This is a genomic window from Paenibacillus sp. RC334 (genome assembly GCF_030034735.1).
GTDB lineage: Bacteria > Bacillota > Bacilli > Paenibacillales > Paenibacillaceae > Paenibacillus > Paenibacillus terrae_A.
This window is the reverse complement of record NZ_CP125370.1, coordinates 4,351,760-4,377,849: the sequence shown is the minus strand read 5'-3', so window position 1 is coordinate 4,377,849 and position 26,090 is coordinate 4,351,760. Positions and strand designations below refer to the sequence as shown.

The following is a 26,090-nucleotide window of genomic DNA, read 5'->3' as shown; positions in this document are numbered from 1 at the left end:
TGTGAGGCCCATGTATCCCTTCGGAAAGGGTGCGGCCCGGTTAATGCCGTATCTTTTGCTGAGTATTCCGGTGCTGCTCTATTTGCTTCTTGGCTTTGGTCCCTCAATGGTAACCGTACTGTTTTCCTTTACAAATGCTTCAGGGGTTCCGGGACAAACGTGGAATTTTGTTGGATTCGAGAATTATATGACCTTTTTTACCTCTTCCGATTCTGGAGATCGAATCGCATCTATTGGTCGTTCCCTATATTTCGCCGTAGCTGTGGTTGTGATTCAAAATGCAGTAGGGCTGTTCATGGCCGTCATTATTAATAAAAAGCTCAAGGGTGATGTGTTTTACCGCGCTGTATTTTTCCTGCCCGTTGTGCTTGGGGTAACGGTATCCGGACTGATCTGGCAGCTGATTGCCAATCCGCTTGGCGGTCCTGCGCAAGCCATGATGAACTTTTTTGGAACCAGCTCCAACTTTTTCGGGGACTATGATATTGCATTTGAACTGATTATTTTTGTGCAAATTTGGATGTACATGGGTTACTCGATGACTATTTTCTTAGCCGGACTCCAATCCATTCCCAATGATTTATATGAAGCAGGGTATATGGATGGCGCTTCTGGGTGGAAAGCGTTCAAAAACATTACCTTTCCGATGATTGCGCCGTCCTTTACAGTCAATATGCTGCTGTCCATTATTGGTGCATTGCAAACCTTTGACATTATTTATGTGCTGACAGGTGGTAAATTCAACACGACGACACTTGCGTTTGATGTGTATGCAACAGCCTTCGGCTCCGGGACGTCGGATTACGGCCTTGCTTCCGCAGTAGCTATGATCCAGTTCCTGTTCGTATTTACGGTGTCGATGATTGCTCTGTATTACTTGCGCAGAAGAGAGGTGGAAATGTAATGAGCAGTACCAAAGGAACAAAATTACTGAGCTACATCATCGTACTGCTCATGCTTTCGTTATATTTATTCCCGCTATTCTACCTCTTTAATGTATCGATGAAGACTCAAAGTGAGTATCTGATTGATCCTGTGGCTATAGCCAAGAGTCTGCGCTTGGAGAATTTCATGGATGCTTGGGAAAAAGGGAATTTCTCTCAGTACATGTGGAACAGTATTTTGTATACGGGCGTATCTACGCTATTAACGTTGGTGATATCCGTGTTTGCAGCTTTTCCATTGGCGCGGGGATACGTTAAGTTCAGCACCTTCTTTTATGTGTTTTTCCTGATATCCATGTATCTTCCGAACCCGCTGATTCCGCAATTTGCTCTCATTAATAGTCTGGGACTTTACAATACCCAGCTTGGTTTTATTTTGTTAAAAACAACGGGTACCGGTATTGCCTTCCTGATGTTTGTGGGATATATCAAGTCTGTCTCCCGTGAGCTGGATGAAGCGGCTGCAATGGACGGGTGCGGATATTCCCGCTATTTGTTTACGATTCTTGTACCGCTGATGAAGCCGGTGTTGGCCACAGGCATTATTTTGACAGCCATCGGGGCGTGGAACGATATTATAGGTCCTACCATTTATTTGTCTGATCCCGCATATCAGCCAGTGACCAAGGGATTGTTCTCCTTCTACGGACAATACATGAACAACTGGCCGCTGCTCGCTTGCGGTATCCTGATTGTTACACTACCGCTGGTTATTTTGTATATTTTCCTCCAGCGCTTTATTGTTGGCGGTGCAATGGCCGGAGCTGTGAAGTCTTAAATCCTGAAAGGATGATACCAAGTATGAGTGAGAATACCTTTTTATTTCCAGCCACTTTTATGTGGGGAACCTCGACCTCTTCTTATCAAATTGAAGGTGGTGTAGCTGAGGGAGGAAGAACGTCTTCCATTTGGGATACTTTCTGTCAAGCACCCGGGAAGGTGATAGGCGATGACAGCGGAGATATGGCTTGTGATCATTTTCACCGCTTTAAGGAAGACGTGCAGTTAATGAAGCAGCTTGGCTTTCTACATTACCGTTTTTCCGTGGCCTGGCCGCGCATTATTCCTGCACCCGGCGTGGTTAACGAACAGGGATTACTCTTCTATGAGCGCCTGCTGGATGAGATTGAGTCGGCCGGGCTAATTCCGATGCTGACACTGTATCACTGGGATCTTCCGCAGTGGATCGAGGACGAGGGGGTTGGACAAATCGAAGGATTATCCAGCATTTTATGACGTATGCCTCTGTAATCATGGATCGGTTTGGACAACGCATAAACTGGTGGAACACGATCAACGAGCCTTATTGTGCCTCTATCCTGGGCTATGGTACAGGTGAACATGCTCCCGGCCATGAGAACTGGAACGAAGCCTTTACTGCCGCTCACCATGTCCTGTTGTGTCATGGCATTGCCATCCATTTGCACAAGGAAAAGGGTCTGACAGGTAAGATAGGCATTACACTGAACATGGAACATGTGGATGCTGCTTCTGAGCGACCTGAGGACGTAGCCGCTACCGTCCGCCGAGATGGCTTTATCAATCGTTGGTTTGCCGAGCCGTTGTTTAACGGGAAATATCCAGAGGATATGGTGGAATGGTACGGGGCGTATCTGAACGGCTTGGATTTTGTACAGCCTGGTGATATGGAGCTGATTCAGCAGCCGGGGGATTTTTTGGGCATCAATTACTACGCCCGCAGCGTCATTCGAGCGGCTACAGACGCTTCGTTGCTTCAGGCAGAGCAGGTTCGCTTCGAGGAACCGGTAACGGATATGGGATGGGAGATTCACCCCGAATCCTTTTATAAGCTGCTAACTCGGATTGAGAAGGATTTTACCAAGGGCTTGCCCATTCTGATTACGGAAAACGGAGCAGCGATGAAGGACGAATTGATGGATGGGAAGATTGAGGACACTGGACGTCAGCGCTACATTGAGGAGCATTTAAAGGTATGCCATCGCTTCATCGGGGAGGGAGGGCAGCTCAAGGGCTATTTTGTCTGGTCATTCCTTGATAACTTTGAATGGGCTTGGGGCTACAGCAAACGTTTCGGTATTGTACATATTAATTACGAAACGCAGGAACGGACACCCAAACAAAGTGCGCTGTGGTTCAAGCAAGTGATGGCGAATAACGGGTTTTAAACAGATTATCATTATAATTTAAGCTGTCATGCTGCAATAACAGAGCATGACGGCTTTTAAGACTGCATAAATTTTTGTGTAAGGGGGGACTATGCTGAAATATCTTGCATATCCAGTATAACAGGGCAGTGGTCGCTGCCCGTAATATGGCAATCAATGCTTGCATCTATCAACAGCGGGCGAAGTCTGTCCGAGACGAGAAAGTAATCGATCCGCCAGCCGATGTTCCGTTCTCTCACCTTCGGCATGTAGGACCACCAGGAATAAACATCCGTCCTGTCAGGATTAAAGTATCTGAAGGTGTCTATAAATCCAGCGCTCAGCAACTGCGACATTCTGTCACGTTCCTCAGGCGTAAATCCGGCATTTCCGTGGTTGGCTTTCGCATTTTTCAGGTCAATTTCCTGATGAGCCACGTTCAAATCTCCGCAAACAATGACAGGCTTCAATGCATCCAACTGTTGCAGATAGCTGCGGAAACGGTCCTCCCATTCCAGTCTGTATGGCAGTCGGGTCAAATCCCGTTTGGTATTCGGAGTATATACATTAACCAGATAAAATTTCTCAAATTCCAAAGTAATGGTTCTGCCTTCAGGTTCCCCATTTTCTTCAAGTCCATAATGCACAGAAAGAGGTTTGATTTTGGTGAAGATAGCGGTGCCAGAATATCCTTTTTTCTCGGCATAATTCCAGTACTGTGTGTATTCCTCCATATTCTCCATCAGGATTTGTCCCTCTTGAAGCTTGGTTTCCTGTACGCAAAAAATATCAGCATTCGTTTCTTTTAGATAAGTATAAAATCCTTTGGTCACACAGGCTCTTAAGCCATTAACATTCCAAGATATGATTTTCATTTATTAATTCTCCCTTGCCGTACCAAACATGTAAGCATACTGCTTTATTTCTGTGGCACTTCGTCAGTTCATGCTCGTCGGAAAATATTTAACATTAGATGATAGCATTCTCAGCGTTTTTTTGAAGTGGATACGAACTTTTCTACATTAGAATAGAATATATTTTTTTGTGCGGGGGTTGTGAAACGAAAAAAAGCTCCCTTACGGAAGCTTCTCACGATAACGTCCCAGGAGGGATTCGAACCCCCCGACCGACGGCTTAGAAGGCCGTTGCTCTATCCAGCTGAGCTACTGGGACATAAAATTCAAGCGAAGATTAATATATCACATGGATAAAAAAAATTCAAGCTTTATTTCGCATATATCCGGTATTCAGGCTTTCTTTAGCATAAAAATCAAAGTAGCTATCGTTTTTTTTGCCTCATAAAAGGGTATGTTAGAATACAGGTGAATATGTGGAAGACGAGAGGTTGGACTTCGGCCGCTGTTTCTCATATAATCTACAAATACTTTAGCTTGCGGTGGAGAGGGGGTGCCTTTAATAAAGGACTCCAAGGTGACGACAAAAGAAAATAATATTGTTTTGTTTCCGAAGACACTGGATTACTATCAAATTCAACTCACTGTAATGCTTGAAAACGAGCGTTACGGAGAGGCGATGGCGATGCTGCGTTTTTTGATGCAGTGTCAGGGACAGGAACAGAAGCAATACGAAGAGTGGGAGGCCCTTTTACAATGGCTGGAGGCCGCATTTCCACAGTATGCCGACAGAGGGGCGGACACGGACACTACGGCAGAAGATGAGGTCAATGAAGCAGAGCTGGCTCGCCAACATGCGCGCTTCAAGCAGGAGCAGGATGCAGGCTACGGCAACAAGCTGCTACATATGGCTATGGATGAACCGTTGTCGGAACAGACGATTTTAGCGCTGGAACAACTGTCTTATCTGGATCTGCCAGAAATCGACGATGCGCTGCTTAACTGGATTAAGGAACGGGAAATCCACCCTCTGCTTCAATTCCGTGTTTTGCAGACACTACGACGACGCGGAATGGAAGGGACGATCGAAATCAGCCGGGGAGATGAGAAGGCAGAAATCGAGATTGAGTCTATTCCGTTGCGGCCGGATGAATTTCCTGAACCGATTATGCGTATTCTGGAGCGGGTGGCCGATCAGACTGAAGTGCATGAGCCTACGCTGTTCTATTTTGCGCAGGAGCTATGGTCGCAGTTTGTGATGGCGGTGTACGGTACGAAAGATTACAGGTCAATGCTGGTGGAGGAGGACGGGATGCCGGATATTTGGGCGGCAGCACTCCATCAGACGGTATCGGAGAGTCTGAGTGGCAACAAGGACGAGGAAGAAACCCGTGCTATATATGGCATTACCGATGCATTGCGCTTCCGTTTTGAGCAGGTATATCGGTCGATGCGTCTATTCGTAGCGGCGGGAATGAACACTCCATAACGGCCGGAAACGTTTACCTGTGAAGTCATTCAAGGAGCTGCCCTTGAAAAAGATAGTAATGTTAGATATACTATAGTGGTTATTTTGTGTGCGTTGATCGTATGAAAACTAAGTGAAGATTTTGTTGGAGGGGAAAGCATAAAATGAAAGCAACTTGGGAGAAAATAGAGAAGAACCTTGGGGTTCTTGAAGTTGAGGTTGACGCGGATCGTGTAGCCGCTGCACTCGACAAAGCTTTTAATAAAGTGGCTAAACAAGTAAGTGTACCAGGATTCCGTAAAGGTAAAGTACCACGTCCTATTTTTGAAAAGCGTTATGGTATTGAAAGCTTGTATCAGGATGCAATTGACTTCCTGCTGCCAGAAGCCTACAGCCAAGCTGTAGAAAAAACGGATATTTTCCCGGTAGACAGCCCTGACGTTGAAATTGATCAATTCGCTAAAGGCGAATCTTTCAAATTCAAAGCCAAGGTTACTGTTAAGCCTGAAGTGACTTTGGGTGAGTACAAAGGTGTAGAAGTGCCTGTAAGCAAACTCGAAGTAACTGACGAAGAGCTGGCTCAAGAGCTGGAGCGTTTGCAACAACGTCATGCCGAGCTGGTTGTCGTTGATGAAGATGCTGCACAATCCGGCGATACGGCTATTATCGACTTCGACGGTTCCGTTGATGGTGTACCATTCGAAGGCGGACAAGCTGAGAAGTATTCTCTGGAGCTGGGCTCCAATACGTTCATTCCTGGCTTTGAAGAGCAAGTGGTCGGTTTGCACACAGGCGATTCCAAGGACGTTGAAGTAACGTTCCCTGAGAACTACCATTCTGCTGATCTCGCTGGCAAACAAGCAGTCTTCAAAGTGAAAGTTCATGAACTGAAACGCAAAGTTCTTCCTGAGCTGGATGATGAATTTGCAAAAGACGTAAGTGAATTTGATACACTGGCTGAATTCAAGGAAGACTTGAAAAAGCAACTGCTGGAGCGTAAGGAAAATGAAGCTAAAGCTGCCCGTGAGGGTGCGGTAGTGGAGAAGGTTGCTGAGAACGCAACAATCGACATTCCTGAAGCGATGATCAAAAGTGAAGTGCAAAACATGGTTCGCGATTTTGACAACCGTCTGCGTAGCCAAGGCATGAATCTTGAAATGTTCCTCGGATTCTCCGGCCAAAGCCAGGAAGATCTGGAAGCGCAAATGAAAGTGGATGCTGAGAAGCGTGTACGCAACAACCTCGTGCTGGAGCAAGTGGCTAAAGCGGAAAGCATCGAAGTTTCCGAAGCGGAAATTGATGAAGAGCTGAAAAACATGGCTGAAGCTTACAAACGTTCGGTTGAAGAAATTCGCGGTATTCTGGAAGGTAACGGCTCGTTCGCAAACCTGAAAGAAGAAATTTCACTGCGCAAAACGATCGCTTTGTTGTTGGAAAACAGCAAAGAAGTTGAAGCTGTCGAGTAATTCAAACGATAAAATATACGGGGTATGCCAAACAGGTTGCAACGTAGCAATTAGATAGGGATAAGGCACGTAGTGAAAGTTACGTGCCTTATTTTTACCTTGGGAAATCCATATTTTAGTCTTTTATGGAAAATTATGTGAGTTGCGCTTTATTGTTGTACATAAGTCACTGCTGTACATTTGCACATACATACGAAACATGGTTAAATATGAGAAGGTCTCGGCTAAGCACGTTGTATAACAGCCCGCACTGCATATATGAGCGGATGCAAATATGACACGAGACTCTGAACATGTTAAAATATTTTGTAAGGTGTTCCCGTTTCATGCTTGCCGCTTCCGTTTTAATGGGACTTAAGGAAGTGGATGAATACTGGTGTTCATTTCAATAAAGAAAAGAGGTTGGTCGTGATGAGTCTCGTCCCTATGGTTGTGGAACAAACGAATCGAGGAGAACGATCTTACGATATTTACTCGCGGTTGCTTAAGGATCGCATTATTTTCCTGAGTGGCCCGATTGATGACGATGTCGCCAATCTCGTCATTGCACAGCTATTATTCCTTTCTGCGGAAGATCCGGAGAAGGATATCAATTTGTACATTAACTCGCCGGGCGGTTCTGTAACTGCGGGCATGGGTATATATGATACAATGCAATTCATTAAGCCAGACGTATCGACGATCTGTGTAGGCATGGCTGCAAGTATGGGCTCTTTGCTACTCACAGCGGGTGCGCCAGGCAAGAGATATGCGCTTACCAACAGCGAAGTTATGATCCATCAGCCGTTGGGTGGCATTCAGGGGCAAGCCTCCGATATGCTGATCCATGCGGACTGGATTCTCAAAACGCGTGCCAAGCTGAATCAAATCTATGTCGAGCGTACGGGTCAGCCCCTCGAAAAAATCGAACGTGATACTGACCGGGATTTCTTCATGGAAGCGGAAGAGGCAAAAGCATACGGCATCATTGACCAGGTGCTGTCTAGACCGATTAATCTGTAAAGGGGTGGCTCTATGTTTAAATTTAATGATGAAAAAGGACAACTGAAATGTTCCTTCTGCGGTAAATCTCAGGATCAGGTTCGCAAGCTAGTTGCTGGACCGGGCGTATATATATGTGACGAATGCATCGAGTTGTGCACAGAAATCGTGGAAGAGGAATTGGGTCATGAGGAAGAAGTAGATCTGAAAGACATTCCGAAACCAATGCAAATCCGTGACATTCTGGATCAATATGTAATTGGTCAGGATCAAGCAAAAAAATCGTTGTCCGTAGCGGTATATAACCACTACAAACGTATTAATACGCAGAACAAAATTGATGATGTGGAACTGCAAAAAAGTAACATTTTGATGCTCGGACCTACAGGTTCAGGTAAAACGTTGCTTGCGCAAACCATGGCTAAAATCTTGAACGTTCCTTTTGCCATTGCAGATGCCACTTCCCTTACGGAAGCAGGTTATGTGGGCGAAGACGTTGAAAACATTTTGCTAAAATTGATTCAAGCTGCCGATTATGATGTGGAAAAAGCTGAACGCGGCATTATCTACATCGACGAAATTGATAAAGTAGCCCGCAAATCCGAAAACCCGTCCATTACGCGTGACGTATCGGGTGAAGGTGTGCAGCAGGCTTTGCTTAAAATTTTGGAAGGCACGGTTGCTTCTGTACCTCCACAAGGTGGTCGTAAGCATCCTCATCAAGAGTTCATTCAAATTGATACCACCAACATCCTGTTCATTTGCGGCGGTGCCTTTGACGGTCTGGAGCAAATGATCAAACGTCGTGTTGGCAAGAAAGTCATCGGCTTCAATGCCACTACAGATCAAAAGGATTTGAAACCGGGCGAATATACTTCTATGGTGTTGCCTGAAGATCTTTTGAAATTCGGTCTGATTCCGGAGTTTGTAGGACGTTTGCCAGTTATTTCTACGCTGGAGCCGCTTGATGAGAACACATTGGTTCGTATTTTGTCTGAGCCCAAAAATGCATTAGTCAAGCAGTATCAGAAGATGCTCGAATTGGATAATGTTACTTTGGAGTTTAAGCAAGATGCTCTGGAAGCCATTGCCCGTGAGGCCATCAAGCGTAACACGGGTGCCCGTGGCCTTCGTGCGATCATTGAAGGCATTATGCTGGATGTGATGTATGAGGTTCCTTCCCGTGATGATATCACGACTTGCGTCATCAATGAGCAAGTTGTAAAAGATAAAATCGCACCGGAACTCGGTGGTACAGATAAGGATAAAAAACAAGAAGAGAGCGCCTAAGGATTGATACTTCGCGATCTCTAAAACATGAGAAGCCGGATCTCCACTTCACTAAACCCATATGAGGTTTTATGGGGTGGAGGTTTGGTGTTAATGGGAGAGAAAAGTACATGTTCTTAAGACAAGACACACGTCCCGTTAAAGTCGGGAATCTGACGATTGGCGGCAGCAATGAAGTCATCATCCAAAGCATGTGTACGACCAAAACAGCAGATGTGGAAGCTACTGTCGCTGAAATTCTCCGTTTGGAAGAGGCGGGTTGCCAACTTGTACGGGTCACCGTCAACAATGAGGAAGCTGCCGCAGCCATTAAGGAAATCAAAAAACAGATCCATATTCCGCTCGTAGCGGATATTCACTTTAACCACAAGCTGGCCTTGCTGGCGATTGAAAACGGAATTGACAAGGTTCGTATCAATCCTGGCAACATTGGTCGTCGTGAAAAAGTGGAAGCTGTCGTTAAGGCATGCAAGGAAAAGGGAATTCCGATTCGGATTGGTGTGAATGCCGGGTCATTGGAACAGCATTTGCTGGATAAGTACGGCTATCCTACGCCGGAAGCGATGGTAGAAAGCGCACTGTATCATATCGGTATACTGGAAGAGCTTGATTTTCACGATATTATCGTGTCGCTGAAAGCATCTGATGTACCTATGGCGATTGCTGCTTATACGAAGGCAGCCGAAATCATCAAATATCCGCTACACCTGGGTATTACCGAAGCGGGTACCCTCTTTACCGGAACCGTTAAGAGTTCAGCGGGAATGGGTGCCTTGCTGGCAGCGGGCATTGGCTCGACCATGCGTATTTCGCTGAGTGCCGATCCAGTGGAAGAAGTGAAGGTTGCGCGGGAACTGCTCAAAACCTTTGGGCTGATCACGAATGCTGCGACTTTGATTTCCTGTCCGACTTGTGGACGTCTGGATATTGATCTGTTCTCAATTGCCAACGAAGTCGAAGATTATATTGCAAAACTCAAGGTGCCGATTAAAGTGTCGGTACTGGGTTGTGCGGTGAACGGCCCGGGGGAAGCTAAGGAAGCCGATATCGGTATTGCCGGAGCGCGCGGGGAAGGACTTCTGTTCCGTTACGGAAAAATGATTCGCAAAGTTCCCGAGGCTGACATGGTTGACGAATTGAAAAAAGAAATTGACATCATCGTCAAGGCGTATGAAGAGACGGGTAAAATTCCGGGTCGCGAGGAACGTCATACAGCCGAGAAGGTATAGGTAAAATCGATTCCCATAAAGAGGAATAATCATATTATATTGCTATCATTTAAACGCCGTGGAGGGCAGCTCTGCTACAGAACTGTTCTTCGCGGTGTTTTTGTATTTTCTCTCTGATCTTTTGGAAGACTGCCGTTTAGCTATTGGGGAAAAGGAAATACTGTTTTTCATAGACGGCATTTTAGCGGCATTTTTCAAAATGCTGAGATGAGAAACGGAGGAAATACGATGGACTTTACTATGATTTTGTTGTTGGTGCAAATGTTTTTTGGGATTGTCATCGGTCTATATTTCTGGAACCTTTTGCGGAGCCAAAAGACGAACCGCAGCGCAGTGGACCGGGAATCCCGCAAGGAACTGGATAAGCTGCGCAAACTGCGCTCCATTTCATTAACCAAACCGCTGGCTGAACGCACTCGTCCTGCCACATTACAGGATATTGTCGGTCAGAAGGACGGATTGCGAGCGCTCAAGGCAGCGTTATGCAGTGCGAATCCACAGCATGTTATTATTTATGGCCCACCGGGAGTGGGCAAGACGGCTGCTGCGCGTGTGGTGCTGGAAGAGGCTAAGAAAAACCTGTCCTCCCCGTTCAAGGGAGACGCCAAATTTACGGAGATTGATGCGACGACTGCCCGTTTTGACGAGCGGGGTATTGCAGACCCGTTAATTGGTTCGGTGCATGATCCGATTTATCAAGGTGCTGGAGCAATGGGAGTGGCGGGTATTCCACAGCCCAAGCCCGGAGCTGTAACGAAGGCGCATGGCGGCATGCTGTTCATTGATGAAATTGGCGAGCTGCATCCCACACAGATGAATAAGCTGTTGAAAGTATTGGAGGACCGAAAAGTATTTCTGGAGAGCGCGTACTACAACTCGGAGGATTCGAATACTCCTGCTTATATCCATGATATTTTCCAAAATGGTTTGCCTGCCGATTTCCGTTTGGTAGGTGCGACGACCCGTTCGCCGCACGAGCTGCCGCCTGCCATTCGTTCCCGCTGCATGGAAATTTATTTTCGTGCCCTTCAGCCGCAGGAAATTGCCCGTATTGCTGAGGATGCCGTCCACAAGCTGGGCTTTGGTCCTTGCCCGGAGGCGGTTGAAGTTGTACAGCGCTACGCCACAAATGGCCGGGAAGCCGTCAATATGATTCAGCTTGCTGCCGGATTGGCACTTACGGAGAAACGGGAACGTCTAAACGCCTCGGATGTGGAATGGGTAGCAGGCAGCAGCCAAATTCAACCGCGTCCTGACCGGAAAATACCGGGTCTGCCACAAATCGGATTTGTTAACGGTTTGGCCGTATATGGCCCGAATATGGGCATGCTGCTGGAGATTGAGGTTACAGCAGTTCCGGTTCCTGCGGGAAAGGGAACCTATAATATTACGGGTGTGGTGGATGAGGAAGAGATTGGCGGCGGCTCCCGCACGCTGCGGCGTAAAAGTATGGCCAAAGGCTCTGTAGAAAATGTATTGACCGTTTTGCGTACGCTCGGATTGTCCCCGTCAAATTACGATTTGCATATTAATTTCCCCGGAGGAACACCAGTAGATGGCCCGTCGGCAGGTATTGCAATGGCAACGGCTATTGCTTCCGCAATGCGGGGAATTCCGGTGGATCACGAAATTGCGATGACCGGAGAGGTCAGCATTCACGGTCGTGTCAAACCGATTGGCGGCGTATTAGCGAAGGTTGAGGCTGCTTTTCAGGCAGGAGCTAAAAAGGTGATCATTCCTCAGGACAACTGGCAGTCTCTTTTTGACAGTATTGAAGGCTTGAAAGTCATTCCGGTGCAGTCGGTTACGGAAGTATTCCGGCACGTATTTGGAGAAGAATTGACGTCAGATTTACCTGTGCACACACCAATTGAGACTTTTCGCCCATCCCAATCTTCGCTGTTGCAGGCCGATGGGACGCATAACGGGACGATATCGGACACAGGATCTTGCTAATGAACTACCCTTTCATTGGTTTTTTCATAAAACATTTGATAAAATATGAAAGATAACAACGTGAAGGATTGTAAAATCCGGAACCTGAGAATCACTGGAGGTGCGAAAGCGATGGGACCCAACAAGACAAAAGGTCGTCGTTTTCCTTTGCTGCCTTTAAGAGGACTTCTCGTCTACCCGAGCATGGTGCTGCATCTCGATGTGGGCCGGGAAAAATCGGTCAAGGCTTTGGAAAAAGCGATGGTTGAAGATAATTTGATTCTCCTGTGTTCTCAATCAGAAGTAAATATTGAAGAACCCGCACAAGAGGATATTTTTAGAGTCGGCACGGTAGCCAAAGTGCGCCAGATGCTCAAGCTTCCCAATGGAACGATTCGGGTGCTGGTGGAAGGGCTGGAACGTGCCGAGATTATTCAATATACGGACAATGAGGAATATTACGAGGTACTGGCAAAGGAGCTGCATGAGGCAGAAAACGTGCATCCCGAGACGGATGCGCTCATGCGTACTGTTTTGACCCAGTTCGAGCATTATATCAACTTGTCCAAAAAGGTAACTCCCGAAACTCTCGCTGCGGTATCCGACATTGAGGAGCCCGGACGGCTGGCTGACGTGATTACAAGCCATCTAACGCTCAAAATCAAGGAGAAGCAGGATATACTGGAGACGATCGACGTAACTCAACGTCTGGAGAAGCTTCTGGATATTTTGAATAACGAGCGTGAGGTACTGGAGCTGGAACGTAAAATTAACCAGCGCGTGAAGAAACAGATGGAGAAAACGCAGAAGGAGTATTACCTGCGTGAGCAAATGAAGGCGATCCAGAAGGAGCTTGGCGAGAAGGAAGGTCGCGCGGGAGAAGTAGAAGAACTGCGCAATCAGCTAAGTGAACTGGAACTGCCCGCTCCTGTGAAGGAGAAGGTTGAGAAGGAAATCGACCGTCTGGAGAAAATGCCTGCAAGCTCTGCCGAGGGCGGGGTTATCCGTAATTATGTCGATTGGCTGTTAAGCTTGCCATGGAACAAGTTCACGGATGATGATCTGGATATCGTCAAGGCTGAAGAGGTACTGAATGATGACCACTATGGACTGGATAAGCCGAAGGAGCGGGTGCTGGAGTATCTGGCTGTACGCAAACTGGTGAAGACCATTAAGGGTCCGATTCTGTGTCTCGTAGGGCCACCGGGGGTCGGCAAGACCTCGCTGGCTCGTTCCATCGCCAAGTCCATGGGGAGGGAATTTGTCCGCATCTCGCTCGGGGGCGTGCGGGATGAAGCGGAAATTCGTGGTCATCGCCGCACTTATGTGGGCGCGATGCCAGGGCGTATCATTCAGGGGATGAAGACGGCAGGAACGTCTAATCCAGTCTTTTTGCTGGATGAGATTGATAAAATGGCTTCTGATTTTCGAGGTGACCCTTCGGCGGCGTTGCTGGAGGTGCTTGATCCCGAACAGAACAATACGTTCAGTGACCATTTTGTCGAGCTGCCCTTCGATTTGTCCAATGTGATGTTCGTGACGACAGCCAATGCTGCGCACAACATTCCGCGTCCGCTGATGGACCGGATGGAGACATTGTACATTCCGGGTTACACCGAGCTGGAAAAGCTCGAAATCGCCAATCGTTATCTACTGCCCAAGCAGAAGAGAGAGCATGGTTTGGAAGAGGAGCAACTGGACATCGGGGAGGATACGCTGCTGCGTGTCATCCGCGAATATACCCGTGAATCCGGCGTGCGGAATCTCGAACAGCAAATGGCTTCTCTGTGCCGCAAGGCTGCGAAGTCAGTGGTATCCGGCGGAGAAGGCCCGATTCGAATTACACCGGATAATCTGAAGGATTATTTAGGCGTCGCCAAATTCCGTTACGGTGTAGCGGAGCTGGAAGACCAGATTGGTACGGTTACAGGCTTGGCGTGGACAGAGGTCGGCGGTGAAACGCTGATGATTGAAGTGACGGTCGTGCCCGGCAGCGGTAAGCTGATTCTTACAGGTAAGCTGGGAGACGTTATGAAAGAATCCGCGCAGGCAGCATTTAGCTATACTCGCTCCAAAGCGGTTGAGCTGGGCATTGCTACGGACTTTTATGAGAAAAATGATATTCATATCCACATTCCGGAGGGAGCGATTCCGAAGGATGGGCCATCGGCGGGGATTACCATTGCTACAGCGTTGATTTCGGCGCTGACCAACCGTCATGTATCCAAGGATGTAGCTATGACGGGTGAAATTACCCTGCGCGGCCGCGTATTGCCTATTGGCGGATTGAAAGAGAAGTCGCTGGCAGCCCACCGGGCAGGCTACAAAAAAATTCTGCTTCCCAAGGATAATGAACGGGATCTAAAAGATATTCCCGACAGTATTAGGCAGGATGTTGAATTTGTTCCCGTTGCCCATATGGATCAGGTGCTGGAGCATGCTTTGGTTGAGCAGGCAAGGGTACATTAGAGAGGAATTAGGACACAATGAAAGTAACAAAAGCAGACTTTATTATTAGCGCGGTTGGCCCCGATCAGTTCCCTGTGGACGCTTTGCCGGAGATTGCTCTGGCGGGGCGTTCCAATGTAGGGAAGTCGTCACTGATTAATCGGTTGATTAGCCGTAAAAACTTGGCGCGCACCAGTTCTACGCCGGGGAAAACACAGCAGCTCAATTATTACCGGATTAATGATGATCTCTATTTCGTCGATTTTCCGGGTTACGGCTACGCAAAGGTATCCAAAACGTCCCGTAAAGCCTGGGGGCAAATGATTGAGTCGTACTTGCTGGAACGGGAGCCACTCAAGCTGGTGCTTCAAATGGTCGATTTGCGTCATCCACCGTCTAAGGATGATATCATGATGTATGACTGGTTACGACATAACGGACTCCCAGTATGCGTTGTAGGCACGAAGGCAGATAAAATCCCCAAAACACGGCGGGAGAAGCATTATAAAGTAATCAAGCAGGAACTCGGAATACTTCCTGGGGGTTTGTTTATCCCCTTTTCATCTGAAGAAGGCATGGGTAAGGACGAGCTATGGTCGGTCATCTCCAGCTATATTGAGAACGACGAAGACGAGGAACAGCCGGAAATCTAAGAAGAAGGACGTCCATGGAGGGCGCTCTATCGGAAAAGATATATGCGAAGAATAACCATGGATTTATTCCATGGTTATTTGTTTTAAGACTGGTTCAAACTATATCAAACGATAGAGAACATTTTGGATGTTGGAGTTTGCCATCCAATTTTCATAAACAATTCATAAAACAGCCGGAGGAGATTCGGACTTCTGTGATATAATTAACATAGTTTATGATAACAGTGGTTATTCTTATTACAGTTTAGGCAGGTGAACTTGCAATGCACATCGTCGTTGTTGGGTTGAATTATCGTACGGCGCCTGTGGAAGTCAGAGAGCGTTTTACATTTGCGGAACAAGATTTACCAAAAGCGCTGGAACAACTCAAACTCACCAAAAGTGTGTTGGAGGGCGTAATTGTCGCAACCTGCAATCGGACTGAAATATATGTCGTGGTGGACCGCCTTCACATGTGCGGTTATTTTATACGCAGTTTTATGGAGCAATGGTTCGGTATTCCTCGCGATCAATTTACACAGCATCTATATATATATGAGGACGAGCAGGCAATCCGGCATTTGTTCCGTGTGACTTGTGGCCTGGACTCTATGGTGATCGGAGAAACACAAATTTTAGGACAGGTGAAGAACGCTTTTCTTCAGGCTCAATCCCAGAAAATTACGGCAACGTGGTTTAATATGCTGTTTAAGCAGGCCGTCACATTGGGCAAGCGTGCCCATTCGGAGACGTCCATTGGAGAAAGCGCCGTATCCGTCAGCTATGCAGCAGTTGAGCTTGGCAAACGGATTTTCGGGATGTTTACCGATAAGAAGGTACTGATTCTTGGTGCGGGTAAAATGAGCGAGCTTACCGTTAAGCATTTGTACAGCGGGGGAGCAGCCGAGGTCATTGTGGCGAACCGGACTTTATCCAGAGCGGAAGATTTGGCTTCCAAGTTTCACGGAACGCCGGTCACGATGGAGGAAGGTATGAATCGGTTGGCGGATGTGGACATTGTCATTAGCTCGACAGGTGCACAAGGATATATTCTGGATCGGGAGCGGGTTGAAGCCAGTATGAAACGCCGTCGGTCCCGGCCTTTGTTTATGATTGATATCGCGGTTCCACGTGATTTGGACCCGGCTATTGGCGAATTGCAGAATGTTTTTCTTTACGATATTGATGATCTGGAAGGCATCGTGGAGAGTAATTTGGAAATGCGTCGTACCGAGGCTGCCAAAATTGAGCATATGATCGAAGGGGAACTTGGCGAGTTTTATCAATGGTTAAAAACGATGGGAGTGCGTCCGGTGATTCGTGCTTTACAGGAAAAAGCAGAGTCCGTGCATCAGGATACGCTCGAAAGCTTGTTCAACAAGCTTCCCGAGTTGGATGAACGACAACGCAAAGTGATTAGCCGTTTGACGAAAAGCATGCTGAACCAGATGATGCATGATCCGATCAATTCGGTGAAGGAACTGGCTGTCCAAAAGCAGGGGAATGAGGCGCTTGAACTGTTTAGCCACATTTTTGCTCTGGAGGATCGTTTGGAGGACGCCGCTCAGAAAGTAGATAAAAGCGATGCATCCGCGTTAATGAAACCGGAGGTCGGTATTCATGAAAAATCCGGTCAGGCCCAAGCCTCGCCAGCGTCGTTTGCGCCGGCTGGCCTGTAAAGGCGGGTGAGTGGACGTGGCTTTAAGCACGCTTATATATGATTCGATGATTTATGTTTTTGCCCTGAGCCTTCTGTTTGTATTCTCGGATGGCATTCGCCGTAATGCGAGTGCCAAACGGACAGGTACAGGGCTTCTTGCTGTCGTTCTTGTGCTCCAGCTTATATATATGGGAATGAGGACCTGGAACGAAGGACATCTTCCTTTTTTCGTGACCTACGATTTTTTATTTCTGTTTTCATTTATTTTGGTCCTGATTTCTCTAATACTGTCACGCTATCAGCGGTCGGAATTTGCGGTATTGCTGCTTAACATTATTAGTTTTGCGGTTCTTGTGCTCAATAATATATGGATGGAGCCCATTAACAACCCGCTTGGAAGTTGGCATACGGTGCATGGGCTGCTTCTCATCCATATCGCTTTGGCTAATCTTGGCTTTGTAGCCATGACGGTAGCGGCTGTGTTTTCGGGGCTCTATCTATTTTTGCATCGTAAATTGAAAGTCAAGAAATGGAATGATACGATCCGGCGTCTGCCGAGTCTGGAAATGATGGATCGGTATACCCACATGGCGTTGTTGATTGGTACTCCTTTGCTTGGGGTCTCCATTGTAGTTGCAGTCATTTCTATTATTGCTGAAGAACGCTGGCGTCTGCTACTGGATACTAAAGTATTGATGACAGCGATAGCCCTGTGCGTGTATATTGTATTTTTAGTGAGCAAAAGATTCAATCAGAAGTCGGGCCTTGTGATGGCAAAATGGGCATTGGTGGGCTACACGCTATTGATTCTTAACTTTTTGCTGAATTCCTGGTCTGTATTTCATCAGTGGACGGGAGAGTGAATGGCCATTTGCAGCATTTTGTGCCGATTTCGCTGAATTGTAAAAATAAGATCTGTTGTATTGTGGGCGGCGGAAGGATAGCGGAACGCAAGGTAAAGGGACTGATGGAAAGCGGGGCGTTCATTACCGTCATCAGTCCGAATATAACGCCGAATTTACAGGTTCTGGCCGATCATAAGCAGCTCCACTGGGTAAATCGCGTATACCGCGAGGGTGACCTCCAGGGAGCCTTTCTTGTATATGCGGCGACCGATCGGAGAGATGTGAACGATACGGTTGCGCATGAGGCCGGACAAAGGGGTATACTGGTAAATGTGGCGGACCGTTCGGAAGAGGCGGACTTTATAACGCCGGGCATCATCCGGCGGGGCAGGCTAACGATCAGTGTATCCACCGCAGGTGCAGGTCCGGCTGTTACGTCCGAAATTACATCGGCTTTGGATACGCTGTTTGGTAGGGAATACGAACCGTATCTGGATTTCATGTACGATATGCGGCAAGCGATTAAACGTATCGTATCTTCCCCGCAGCAAAGGGCGAAACTGCTGAGACGTTTGGCGAGTAGCGGAATTTTGGAGCAAATACGACGTCAGGAATTTACTGCATGGACTCAAGAAGAGATAGACACATGGATTGCGCAAAATCAGGAGGAATAGCATGCGAACAATTGTGGTAGGTAGCAGACAGAGCGCGCTTGCGCTAACTCAGACCGGGCATGTCATCGAGGATTTAAACGCATTGTGCGCGGAGCATGGGCTGGATATGCAGTTTGTTGTAAAAAAAATATTGACCAAGGGCGACCGGATTTTGGATGTAACGTTGTCCAAGGTGGGTGGCAAAGGGCTGTTTGTCAAAGAAATTGAACAGGCCATGCTGGCTGGTGAAATTGATATGGCAGTACATAGTATGAAGGATATGCCGTCAGAATTGCCAGAAGGGCTAGTGAACGGCGCGGTGCCGCGTCGGGAGGACCCGCGGGATTGTCTCGTTACCCTGGGATTCAAGAGCCTGGAGGACCTGCCGCAAGGGGCAAAGGTCGGCACAAGCAGCCTGCGCAGAGCCAGCCAGATCAAGTCATTACGACCGGATCTTCAATTGGAGCCTGTGCGCGGTAATATTGATTCCCGCCTGAAAAAGCTGGAGACTGAAGGATTTGATGCCATTATTTTGGCTGCGGCAGGTTTGAACCGGATGGGCTGGAAAGACCGAATCACGTCCTATATACCGGAGGAAGCCTGCTTGCCAGCAGTCGGACAAGGAGCGCTCGGTATTGAGTGCCGTGCAGACGATGAAGAGCTGCTGGCATTGCTGCGCCTGTACAACGACGAGGATACCTCGTCTACGGTTGCGGCAGAACGAACCTTCCTGGGCGTGCTGAATGGGGGATGCCAGGTGCCAATCGGGGCTCACGCAGTCTGGGCTGACCAGGAAATCCGCCTCACGGGCATGGTAGGCTCGCCGGATGGCGAAGTTATTTTGAAGGAAACGCTCCAGGGAAATGATCCGCAAAAGCTGGGAGAAGCGGTGGCGGCCAGCTTGATCGCCAAAGGAGCGGAACAGATCCTGGCGCAGGTGAGGGGATGATGGAATGGCAGGAAAGGTATATTTAGTAGGCGCAGGACCCGGTGACGCAAGACTGATTACGGTCAAGGGCTGGGAATGCATTCAACTGGGTGATGTTATTGTCTATGACAGACTGGCAAGCCCTCGCCTTTTGGGTTTGATGAAGCCAGGTGCCGAAAAAATATATGTCGGCAAGTTGCCGGATCGTCACACCATGAAGCAAGAGGAAATTAATCAGTTGCTGGTGGACTTGGCCTTGGAAGGAAAAACGGTTGTTCGGCTCAAAGGGGGAGACCCCACCATCTTTGGTCGGGTTGGAGAGGAAGCCGGGCTGCTGCGTAAACATGGTATTTCCTATGAAATCATACCCGGCATCACTTCAGCAATCAGCGTACCCGCCTATGCGGGCATTCCGGTTACACACCGGGATATGGCCTCATCGCTGTCTATCATTACGGGGCATGAAAGTCCGGACAAGCTCGACAAGAGTATTCATTGGGATAAAGTAACGAACGCAACGGGCACACTGATCTTTATGATGGGTGTGGCGAAGATCGGCTATATCAGTGAGCAACTGATGAAACACGGCAAATCGCCAAGCACACCCGTTGCTTTAATCCGTTGGGGAACCCGGGCGGAGCAGGATACACTGGTGGGTACCCTGGCAGATATTGAGGCCAAGGTGAAAGCCGCGAATTTTCAGCCTCCCGCCGTTATCGTCGTCGGAGAAGTGGTTAATCAGCGTGAACAGTTAAAATGGGCTGAGGATATGCCTTTGTTTGGCAAGCGGATTTTGGTTACACGTGCGCGCGCCCAGGCCAGCAGTCTGGTTCATCGGATTGAAGAGCTTGGCGGCGAGCCTTATGAATTTCCCGTCATCCAGACGGTTATCCCTACGGACGAGCCAACGAAACGGCAAATTACTGAGGCGTTTGCACGATTGCCTGAATACGACTGGGTGTTTTTTACCAGCGTTAACGGAGTGGAATACTTTTTCACTCATCTGAAGGAACAAGGCAAGGATGTGCGTTCGCTGTTTAAGGCGCGTATTGCCGCAGTCGGACCGGCTACAGCGGCGGCACTTCGCACGCACGGAATTGAAGCGGAGCAGATTGAAGGTCCCTTTCAGGCAGAGGGCTTGCTCGAAGCGTTTGAGCAGGATTTGCAGGCAGGGCAGAACGTATTTCTGCCAAGAGGCGATCTAGCTCGGTCCTGGCTGCCGGAGAAGCTGAGAGAGCTTGGACTTGAGGTGACCGAGGCCGATTTGTATCAAACCGTGCTGGCGGCAAACGCACAGGATGATGAACTACTCAAGCTGCTTGAGGAACGTGCCATCCATGCGATTACTTTTACCAGTTCCTCAACAGTAACCTTTTTTCTGGAAGCACTTAGGCAGATGGGAGTCGAAGATCCGCTGTCGCTGCTGGAGGGAGTGACGATCGCTGTGATTGGTCCTCTCACCGGAGAAACAGCGACCCAAGCGGGCCTGACCGTCAGCTTCATGGCGGAAAAGGCAACTATTGAAAGCCTGATTCAATCGCTATGTGACTGGAAACAATCAAGCGCTGTGACATCATAATTATATTTCACCAAATGAATGTATAAAAACTGGGGGTTTGCAATCATGAGTGTTCCTTTTACCAGACATCGCCGTTTGCGTCAATCTGCTGCTATCCGCAGTATGGTACGTGAGACGGTATTGAATCCAGCTGATTTTATCCAGCCCATCTATGTAACATTCGGTACAGGAGTGAAGCGGGAAATCAGCTCCATGCCGGGTGTGTACCGATTTTCTCTGGATCAATTGGAAGAAGAACTGAAAGAAATTAGTGAGCTTGGCATTCCTGCTGTGCTCCTGTTTGGCATTCCAGAGACGAAGGATAGCTTGGGTACTTCGGCTTTTGTTGACGATGGTATTGTTCAGGAAGCTACACGTCTGATCAAGTCTCGTTATCCCGAGCTGCTGGTTGTGGCTGACACTTGTTTGTGCGAGTTTACGGATCATGGGCACTGCGGTATGGTCCACATGCATGAGCATGATGGTGAGGTATGTGGTGAAGTGCTGAATGACGAATCTCTGAAGGTGCTGGTACGTACAGCCGTTTCCCAGGCGAGAGCGGGCGCTGATATTATCGCGCCATCCAATATGATGGACGGCTTTGTGCAGGCGATTCGACAAGGGCTGGATGAGGAAGGCTTTTCGCATATTCCGATTATGTCGTATTCCGTCAAATATGCGTCTGCTTTTTATGGGCCTTTCCGGGAAGCGGCAGATTCTGCACCGCAATTCGGTGACCGCAAGTCCTATCAGATGGACCCTGCCAATGCGCGTGAAGCATTGCGAGAAGCAGAATCCGACGTGCTGGAAGGTGCGGACATGCTGATGGTGAAGCCGTCCCTTTCGTACCTGGACGTGATGCGCACGATTAAGGATCAATTTGATCTGCCTATGGTGGCTTACAACGTCAGCGGTGAATACGCGATGGTCAAGGCGGCAGCTCTTCAAGGCTGGATTGATGAAAAAGCGATGGTGCTGGAGATTCTGACGAGCATGAAGCGCGCAGGTGCAGACATGATTATTACCTATTCCGCCAAGGATGCGGCAAGATGGTTGAAGCAATAAACGTATCTTCCAGAAGACAGGAGTGATCAGAATGATCAACGAACAACGAACAGTGCGCGAGGATGCGCGCTCCAAAGTAGCCTTTGATGAGGCAAAGCAATATATTCCGGGTGGCGTAAACAGTCCGGTCCGGGCTTTTAAATCCGTCGGCATTACGCCTGTTTATATCGACCGTGGAGAAGGATCGCGGGTATATGATATCGACGGTCAATCCTATATTGACTATGTATGTTCATGGGGACCGCTCATTATGGGACATGCGCATCCTGAGGTCGTTAAGGCTTTACAGGCTGCAGTTGTCAAAGGAACCAGTTTCGGAGCGCCGACGTTAGCGGAAACCGAAATGGCGAAGCTCGTTTGTGAGCGTGTTCCTTCTATGGATATCGTTCGTATGGTCAACTCGGGAACCGAGGCGACGATGAGTGCGATTCGACTCGCACGCGGATTTACGAGCCGCAGCAAAATCCTTAAATTTGAAGGCTCTTATCATGGTCACGCGGACAGCTTGCTGATTAAAGCAGGCTCTGGTGTGGCAACACTGGGTCTGCCCGACAGCCCCGGTGTACCTGAGGTCGTGGCTTCACACACGATCACCGTTCCTTACAATGATTTGGCTTCGGTGAAACTGGCCTTTGAAAAATTTGGCGAGGAAATTGCCGCCATTATTGTCGAGCCAGTAGCCGGAAATATGGGAGTCGTACCGCCACAACCCGGATTTTTGGAAGGACTGCGCGAAGTAACCCGGCAGTATGGAAGCCTGCTGATTTTTGATGAAGTCATGACCGGATTCCGGGTAGGACTTCATTCAGCTCAAGGTCGCTTTGGTGTGACCCCGGATCTCACATGCCTGGGTAAAGTCATTGGCGGAGGTCTGCCTGTAGGTGCTTATGGCGGACGTCGCGATATTCTGGAACAGATTGCTCCTTCCGGTCCGATCTATCAGGCGGGTACGCTTAGCGGAAATCCGCTGGCTATGGCAGCAGGCTATTCGACGCTTAAATTGCTGACGCCAGAAGTATATGATCGACTGGAAGAACGGGCAGCCCGGCTTCAGGCCGGATTCGAGCGTAATGCACGTGAGTTGGGTATACCTGTCACGATCAACCGTGTGGGTTCCATGGTTTGTCCTTTTTTCACGGAGGAGAAGGTTGTCAATTTTGATACAGCCAAAACAAGTAATCAGGACCACTTCCGCCGTTACTTTACCGAATTGGTGAACGAGGGGGTCAGTGTGGCGCCATCCCAATTTGAGGGCATGTTTGTGTCGGGTGTGCATACGGTGGAAGATATTGATGCTACCATTGAAGCGAACTATCGCGCGCTCAAACATCTATGAGCTGGCAGGGCGGCTGGAAAAGACGGGGACCGTGGCTGGAAGTCACACCGGGACGGGAAATCACAGAGGGTGAACATTACACCGATGCTGTAGATCATTGGTTGCTGAACCGTTTGGAGCTACCGGACAAGCTGTGGCGCAGACTGCGACATGAAAAGCAGATTGAACTTGCGGGGGACCGGCTGCGGCTGGCCCTTTTTCCCGTTACAAACCTTGGCGTGATTCCTCGCTGGTATGATTTGAAGGTGCTGTATGAGGATGATTTTTGCTTGGTCGCACACAAACCGGCGGGTATGGCGGTACATCCGGACGGAGCTGTAAAAGAGGGACCACTGACGTTGGATCATGCGGTCGCATCGTATTATGAGATGAATGGCATCCATGCGGCAGTACGGCATGTGCATCGACTGGATACGGATACGACAGGCCCGGTGCTGTATGCCAAAAATGAATTCGCGTTGCTCAAGCTGGACGAGCAGATGCGGGCCAAAGATATCGGTCGCCGTTATGTGGCTTTGGTACGGGGTGAAGTCCCTTCATCACTGCGGACGCTGAATTGGCCGATTGGCAAGGACAGGCATCACAAGCAGCGTCGCCGTGTTTCTTCGACCGGACAGAGCGCGGTTACCCATGTGGAGCTTGGTGAAGTGTGGGGGAGCGGTCAAAAGGCGGTTAGCCTCGTATATTTAACACTGGAAACAGGCCGAACGCACCAGATTCGCGTTCATCTTAGCCATGCGGGCTATCCGTTATTGGGGGATGTATTATACGGGGGACGGGCTGCTGATTTTGGCAGGCAGGCGCTGCACGGAGAGCGTCTTACCTTCCGTCATCCGCTGAGCGGTGAAACGATTACTGTGGAAGATGCTTGGCCGGATGATTTTCAAAAGCTGCATCAACAGCTATAAAAGATGGCATGCCTTCTATTTTGGCGCATATACTTGAACCTAGAAACGGTTTGCAATATGGAGTTTCCGTGCGCCTGACAGGAGTCAGAGGATGTGCGGAGGCTGCCCAAAGGAGGATGCCATCCTTGAACAAACAACAGAATGATCAGCCGCAAGGCTTGCGTTTTGATATTTATGAACGCATTCATTTGACGGAGGAAGCTGCCGGGATTGCTGAGTTGGAGGAAATTGAGCTTCTGCCACGCATTCAGGTTGTAACCCACGGCGACCATGCCGCTTTGCGAGGGCATTTGCTGCTGGAGGGCGTGTACCGCACACCTGAACAGGTAATGAATGAGCTTCATCATTTGATCCCTGTGGAAATTACGATTCCACTGAATCGGGTAGGAAGATTGGAAGACATTTCAGTTGAGATTGAGAATTTCGATGTGGACCTGCTATCATTACGTAGTCTGAATATTACAGGTGTTCTCTCCCTGCACGGGGTGGAAAGCTCCCATGCGGAGGAGACAGCGGTTTGGCTGGATGAGGAATTTACGGTGGTGCACGCACCTGAACATCCCGCTCGCCCCTTTTCCGCGAATGCAGAGCAGCGTCAGGAAGAAACTTATGCCACTCAGAATTCTGTATCCGATCATACGACGGAGTCTGAATCTTCATACAGGGTGCCAGCTCAGCAGGAGTACGCTTCCTGGGAACAGCCATCACAGGAGTATGGGGAGCAGAAGTCATCACCGGAACACCAAGCTTACGAGTCTGCTGTAGACCCGAACCGGATCTATGAGCCTTGGACGGGTAAAGCTGTTGAAGACAGCACTTCCGAGGTAAAGCATGAGCATGAGACACCAGAAGTATGGGGATTTCAGCAAGAGGAAGCATGGACGGGAAGTGAGCCGAAAATATCCTCCACAGCTCCCAATGTGGTCTATGATCCTTTGCTGGCTGAACCGCATCACGCGACGGAGCCAGAGATCTATCTGGAGCCGCAGCTGGAAGCAGGTCAGGTGGATGATTTTAGACGTGAGACATTAGAGCAGGTGGACGCTGTGTCCCAGGACACTGTTGCAGACGATAAACCGGAGATGCGCGTGGCGCTGAACAGCAAAAAGAACGAAAAAGCAGACGAGCCGGACCCGGTGGTCTACTCATCATTGCTACAATCCAGTCGTTCGGTGAAGGAAGCGGAATACCAGCAGCAACTGGAGCAAGAACCGCAGGGGCAGGAAGCCCAAGAAGAGCGTGAGGATGCCAAATGGAAAAACCTTTTTTTCCATACACAGGATGAAACGCCGTTCCGCAAGGTCCGATTATGCATCGTTCAGCGTGAAGATACACTAGAAACGATCGCTGATCGCTATCAACTCAGCACACGGGAGCTTCAACTGTATAACAAGCTGGCAGAGCATCATGTAGAAGAAGGGCAGGTATTGTACATCCCTTAATTCGGTCATTGGAAAATGAGCAACGGGTGTTGACTATAGTCAATGGGAAATGTATGATGTGGTATAGCTATTGAAAGACTGAGATCGGGAAGAGTAGGCAGCAAGCCCTTCAGAGAGTGGAATTGCAGCGCTGTGAGGTTCCGCAGGAAGCTACTGGCCGAAGTCACCCGGGAGTCGCCTGTTCGAACGGTCCCTCATTTAATCCCAACGGAAGGTACGAGGTTCACGGTAGAATAAGGCCGGTCCGCAGCCGTTATCTGCATAAGTGTCACACCATGTGTAATGGATCAGTGGATACATACACTAGGGGTGAAACAAAGGT

The 26,090-nt window shown here is 48.6% G+C and carries 20 protein-coding genes, 1 tRNA gene and 1 pseudogene; 20 read left to right on the top strand and 2 right to left on the bottom strand.

All coding sequences use genetic code 11. The features are described 5' to 3' along the window. Positions 1-10: 10 nt before the first annotated feature. The 3 genes and pseudogenes from QMK20_RS20080 (at position 11) to QMK20_RS20070 (ending at position 3,091) form a co-directional block, all read left to right on the top strand. On the top strand, positions 11-904 hold the full coding sequence (locus tag QMK20_RS20080; RefSeq protein ID WP_137059973.1) for a carbohydrate ABC transporter permease: 894 nt from the start codon (positions 11-13) through the stop codon (positions 902-904). After that, positions 904-1,722, top strand: a complete 819-nt coding sequence (locus QMK20_RS20075) for a carbohydrate ABC transporter permease (protein ID WP_283653019.1) — start codon at positions 904-906, stop codon at positions 1,720-1,722. The genes QMK20_RS20080 and QMK20_RS20075 overlap by 1 nt, the downstream gene beginning before the upstream one ends. Positions 1,723-1,745: 23 nt before the next feature. After that, positions 1,746-3,091: pseudogene (locus QMK20_RS20070) on the top strand (GH1 family beta-glucosidase). Between the two features lie 89 nt (positions 3,092-3,180). Here QMK20_RS20070 and QMK20_RS20065 read toward each other — a convergent pair. Together QMK20_RS20065 and QMK20_RS20060 are read right to left on the bottom strand one after the other, a co-directional pair. Next, entirely contained in the window at positions 3,181-3,945 is a 765-nt protein-coding gene (locus tag QMK20_RS20065; RefSeq protein ID WP_283653018.1) for an exodeoxyribonuclease III, read from the bottom strand. A gap of 223 nt (positions 3,946-4,168) precedes the next feature. Continuing rightward, a tRNA-Arg gene (locus tag QMK20_RS20060) sits at positions 4,169-4,243 on the bottom strand. 234 nt (positions 4,244-4,477) lie between these two features. Between QMK20_RS20060 and QMK20_RS20055 the strand changes: the two genes are divergently transcribed. The 17 genes from QMK20_RS20055 to QMK20_RS19975 all read left to right on the top strand — a co-directional run bounded on the left by QMK20_RS20055 (position 4,478) and on the right by QMK20_RS19975 (position 25,768). Next, on the top strand, positions 4,478-5,413 hold the full coding sequence (locus QMK20_RS20055) for a hypothetical protein (protein ID WP_283653017.1): 936 nt from the start codon (positions 4,478-4,480) through the stop codon (positions 5,411-5,413). Between the two features lie 143 nt (positions 5,414-5,556). Then, complete coding sequence (gene tig, locus QMK20_RS20050) at positions 5,557-6,858, top strand: trigger factor (protein ID WP_283653016.1); 1,302 nt, start codon at positions 5,557-5,559, stop codon at positions 6,856-6,858. 411 nt (positions 6,859-7,269) lie between these two features. After that, the gene (clpP, locus tag QMK20_RS20045) at positions 7,270-7,860 is read left to right on the top strand and encodes an ATP-dependent Clp endopeptidase proteolytic subunit ClpP (RefSeq protein ID WP_044645652.1); all 591 of its coding nucleotides are present in this window, start codon (positions 7,270-7,272) and stop codon (positions 7,858-7,860) included. Between the two features lie 12 nt (positions 7,861-7,872). After that, a complete protein-coding gene (gene clpX / locus QMK20_RS20040) occupies positions 7,873-9,129 on the top strand; it encodes an ATP-dependent protease ATP-binding subunit ClpX (protein WP_025684004.1) in 1,257 nt (418 codons plus the stop codon). 110 nt (positions 9,130-9,239) lie between these two features. Next, the gene (gene ispG / locus QMK20_RS20035) at positions 9,240-10,358 is read left to right on the top strand and encodes a flavodoxin-dependent (E)-4-hydroxy-3-methylbut-2-enyl-diphosphate synthase (protein ID WP_283653015.1); all 1,119 of its coding nucleotides are present in this window, start codon (positions 9,240-9,242) and stop codon (positions 10,356-10,358) included. 228 nt (positions 10,359-10,586) lie between these two features. After that, positions 10,587-12,314: an ATP-dependent protease LonB gene (lonB, locus tag QMK20_RS20030; protein WP_283653014.1), complete on the top strand. Its 1,728-nt coding sequence runs from the start codon at positions 10,587-10,589 to the stop codon at positions 12,312-12,314. A 111-nt stretch (positions 12,315-12,425) separates the two neighbouring features. Next, on the top strand, positions 12,426-14,762 hold the full coding sequence (gene lon, locus QMK20_RS20025) for an endopeptidase La (protein ID WP_283653013.1): 2,337 nt from the start codon (positions 12,426-12,428) through the stop codon (positions 14,760-14,762). Between the two features lie 17 nt (positions 14,763-14,779). Next, positions 14,780-15,394: a ribosome biogenesis GTP-binding protein YihA/YsxC gene (yihA, locus tag QMK20_RS20020; protein WP_283653012.1), complete on the top strand. Its 615-nt coding sequence runs from the start codon at positions 14,780-14,782 to the stop codon at positions 15,392-15,394. A 263-nt stretch (positions 15,395-15,657) separates the two neighbouring features. Next, positions 15,658-17,052: a glutamyl-tRNA reductase gene (hemA, locus tag QMK20_RS20015; protein WP_283653011.1), complete on the top strand. Its 1,395-nt coding sequence runs from the start codon at positions 15,658-15,660 to the stop codon at positions 17,050-17,052. A gap of 16 nt (positions 17,053-17,068) precedes the next feature. Beyond that, a complete protein-coding gene (gene ccsA, locus QMK20_RS20010) occupies positions 17,069-17,896 on the top strand; it encodes a cytochrome c biogenesis protein CcsA (protein WP_283653010.1) in 828 nt (275 codons plus the stop codon). A gap of 8 nt (positions 17,897-17,904) precedes the next feature. Next, on the top strand, positions 17,905-18,552 hold the full coding sequence (locus QMK20_RS20005; RefSeq protein ID WP_349361969.1) for a precorrin-2 dehydrogenase/sirohydrochlorin ferrochelatase family protein: 648 nt from the start codon (positions 17,905-17,907) through the stop codon (positions 18,550-18,552). A 1-nt stretch (position 18,553) separates the two neighbouring features. Beyond that, on the top strand, positions 18,554-19,480 hold the full coding sequence (gene hemC, locus QMK20_RS20000; RefSeq protein WP_283653008.1) for a hydroxymethylbilane synthase: 927 nt from the start codon (positions 18,554-18,556) through the stop codon (positions 19,478-19,480). Positions 19,481-19,484: 4 nt separating this feature from the next. Next, positions 19,485-21,038 carry a uroporphyrinogen-III C-methyltransferase gene (gene cobA / locus QMK20_RS19995; protein WP_283653007.1) on the top strand — a complete coding sequence of 518 codons (1,554 nt, stop codon included), beginning with the start codon at positions 19,485-19,487 and terminating at the stop codon, positions 21,036-21,038. 45 nt (positions 21,039-21,083) lie between these two features. Next, on the top strand, positions 21,084-22,082 hold the full coding sequence (gene hemB, locus QMK20_RS19990) for a porphobilinogen synthase (RefSeq protein ID WP_283653006.1): 999 nt from the start codon (positions 21,084-21,086) through the stop codon (positions 22,080-22,082). A gap of 31 nt (positions 22,083-22,113) precedes the next feature. Then, positions 22,114-23,418, top strand: a complete 1,305-nt coding sequence (gene hemL / locus QMK20_RS19985; protein ID WP_283653005.1) for a glutamate-1-semialdehyde 2,1-aminomutase — start codon at positions 22,114-22,116, stop codon at positions 23,416-23,418. Then, positions 23,415-24,326, top strand: a complete 912-nt coding sequence (locus tag QMK20_RS19980; protein WP_283653004.1) for an RluA family pseudouridine synthase — start codon at positions 23,415-23,417, stop codon at positions 24,324-24,326. The genes hemL and QMK20_RS19980 overlap by 4 nt, the downstream gene beginning before the upstream one ends. 125 nt (positions 24,327-24,451) lie before the next feature. Then, the gene (locus QMK20_RS19975) at positions 24,452-25,768 is read left to right on the top strand and encodes a LysM peptidoglycan-binding domain-containing protein (RefSeq protein ID WP_349361865.1); all 1,317 of its coding nucleotides are present in this window, start codon (positions 24,452-24,454) and stop codon (positions 25,766-25,768) included. Positions 25,769-26,090: the final 322 nt, after the last annotated feature.

Excerpts from the sequence above, each read along its gene's own strand:
- QMK20_RS20080 (WP_137059973.1), top strand. The coding sequence starts at position 11 with ATGTATCCCTTCGGAAAGGGTGCGGCCCGGTTAATGCCGTATCTTTTG.
- QMK20_RS20075 (WP_283653019.1), top strand. The coding sequence starts at position 904 with ATGAGCAGTACCAAAGGAACAAAATTACTGAGCTACATCATCGTACTG.
- QMK20_RS20065 (WP_283653018.1), bottom strand. The coding sequence starts at position 3,945 with ATGAAAATCATATCTTGGAATGTTAATGGCTTAAGAGCCTGTGTGACC.
- tig (WP_283653016.1), top strand. The coding sequence starts at position 5,557 with ATGAAAGCAACTTGGGAGAAAATAGAGAAGAACCTTGGGGTTCTTGAA.
- clpP (WP_044645652.1), top strand. The coding sequence starts at position 7,270 with ATGAGTCTCGTCCCTATGGTTGTGGAACAAACGAATCGAGGAGAACGA.
- clpX (WP_025684004.1), top strand. The coding sequence starts at position 7,873 with ATGTTTAAATTTAATGATGAAAAAGGACAACTGAAATGTTCCTTCTGC.
- ispG (WP_283653015.1), top strand. The coding sequence starts at position 9,240 with ATGTTCTTAAGACAAGACACACGTCCCGTTAAAGTCGGGAATCTGACG.
- lonB (WP_283653014.1), top strand. The coding sequence starts at position 10,587 with ATGGACTTTACTATGATTTTGTTGTTGGTGCAAATGTTTTTTGGGATT.
- lon (WP_283653013.1), top strand. The coding sequence starts at position 12,426 with ATGGGACCCAACAAGACAAAAGGTCGTCGTTTTCCTTTGCTGCCTTTA.
- yihA (WP_283653012.1), top strand. The coding sequence starts at position 14,780 with ATGAAAGTAACAAAAGCAGACTTTATTATTAGCGCGGTTGGCCCCGAT.
- hemA (WP_283653011.1), top strand. The coding sequence starts at position 15,658 with ATGCACATCGTCGTTGTTGGGTTGAATTATCGTACGGCGCCTGTGGAA.
- hemC (WP_283653008.1), top strand. The coding sequence starts at position 18,554 with ATGCGAACAATTGTGGTAGGTAGCAGACAGAGCGCGCTTGCGCTAACT.
- cobA (WP_283653007.1), top strand. The coding sequence starts at position 19,485 with ATGGCAGGAAAGGTATATTTAGTAGGCGCAGGACCCGGTGACGCAAGA.
- hemB (WP_283653006.1), top strand. The coding sequence starts at position 21,084 with ATGAGTGTTCCTTTTACCAGACATCGCCGTTTGCGTCAATCTGCTGCT.
- hemL (WP_283653005.1), top strand. The coding sequence starts at position 22,114 with ATGATCAACGAACAACGAACAGTGCGCGAGGATGCGCGCTCCAAAGTA.
- QMK20_RS19980 (WP_283653004.1), top strand. The coding sequence starts at position 23,415 with ATGAGCTGGCAGGGCGGCTGGAAAAGACGGGGACCGTGGCTGGAAGTC.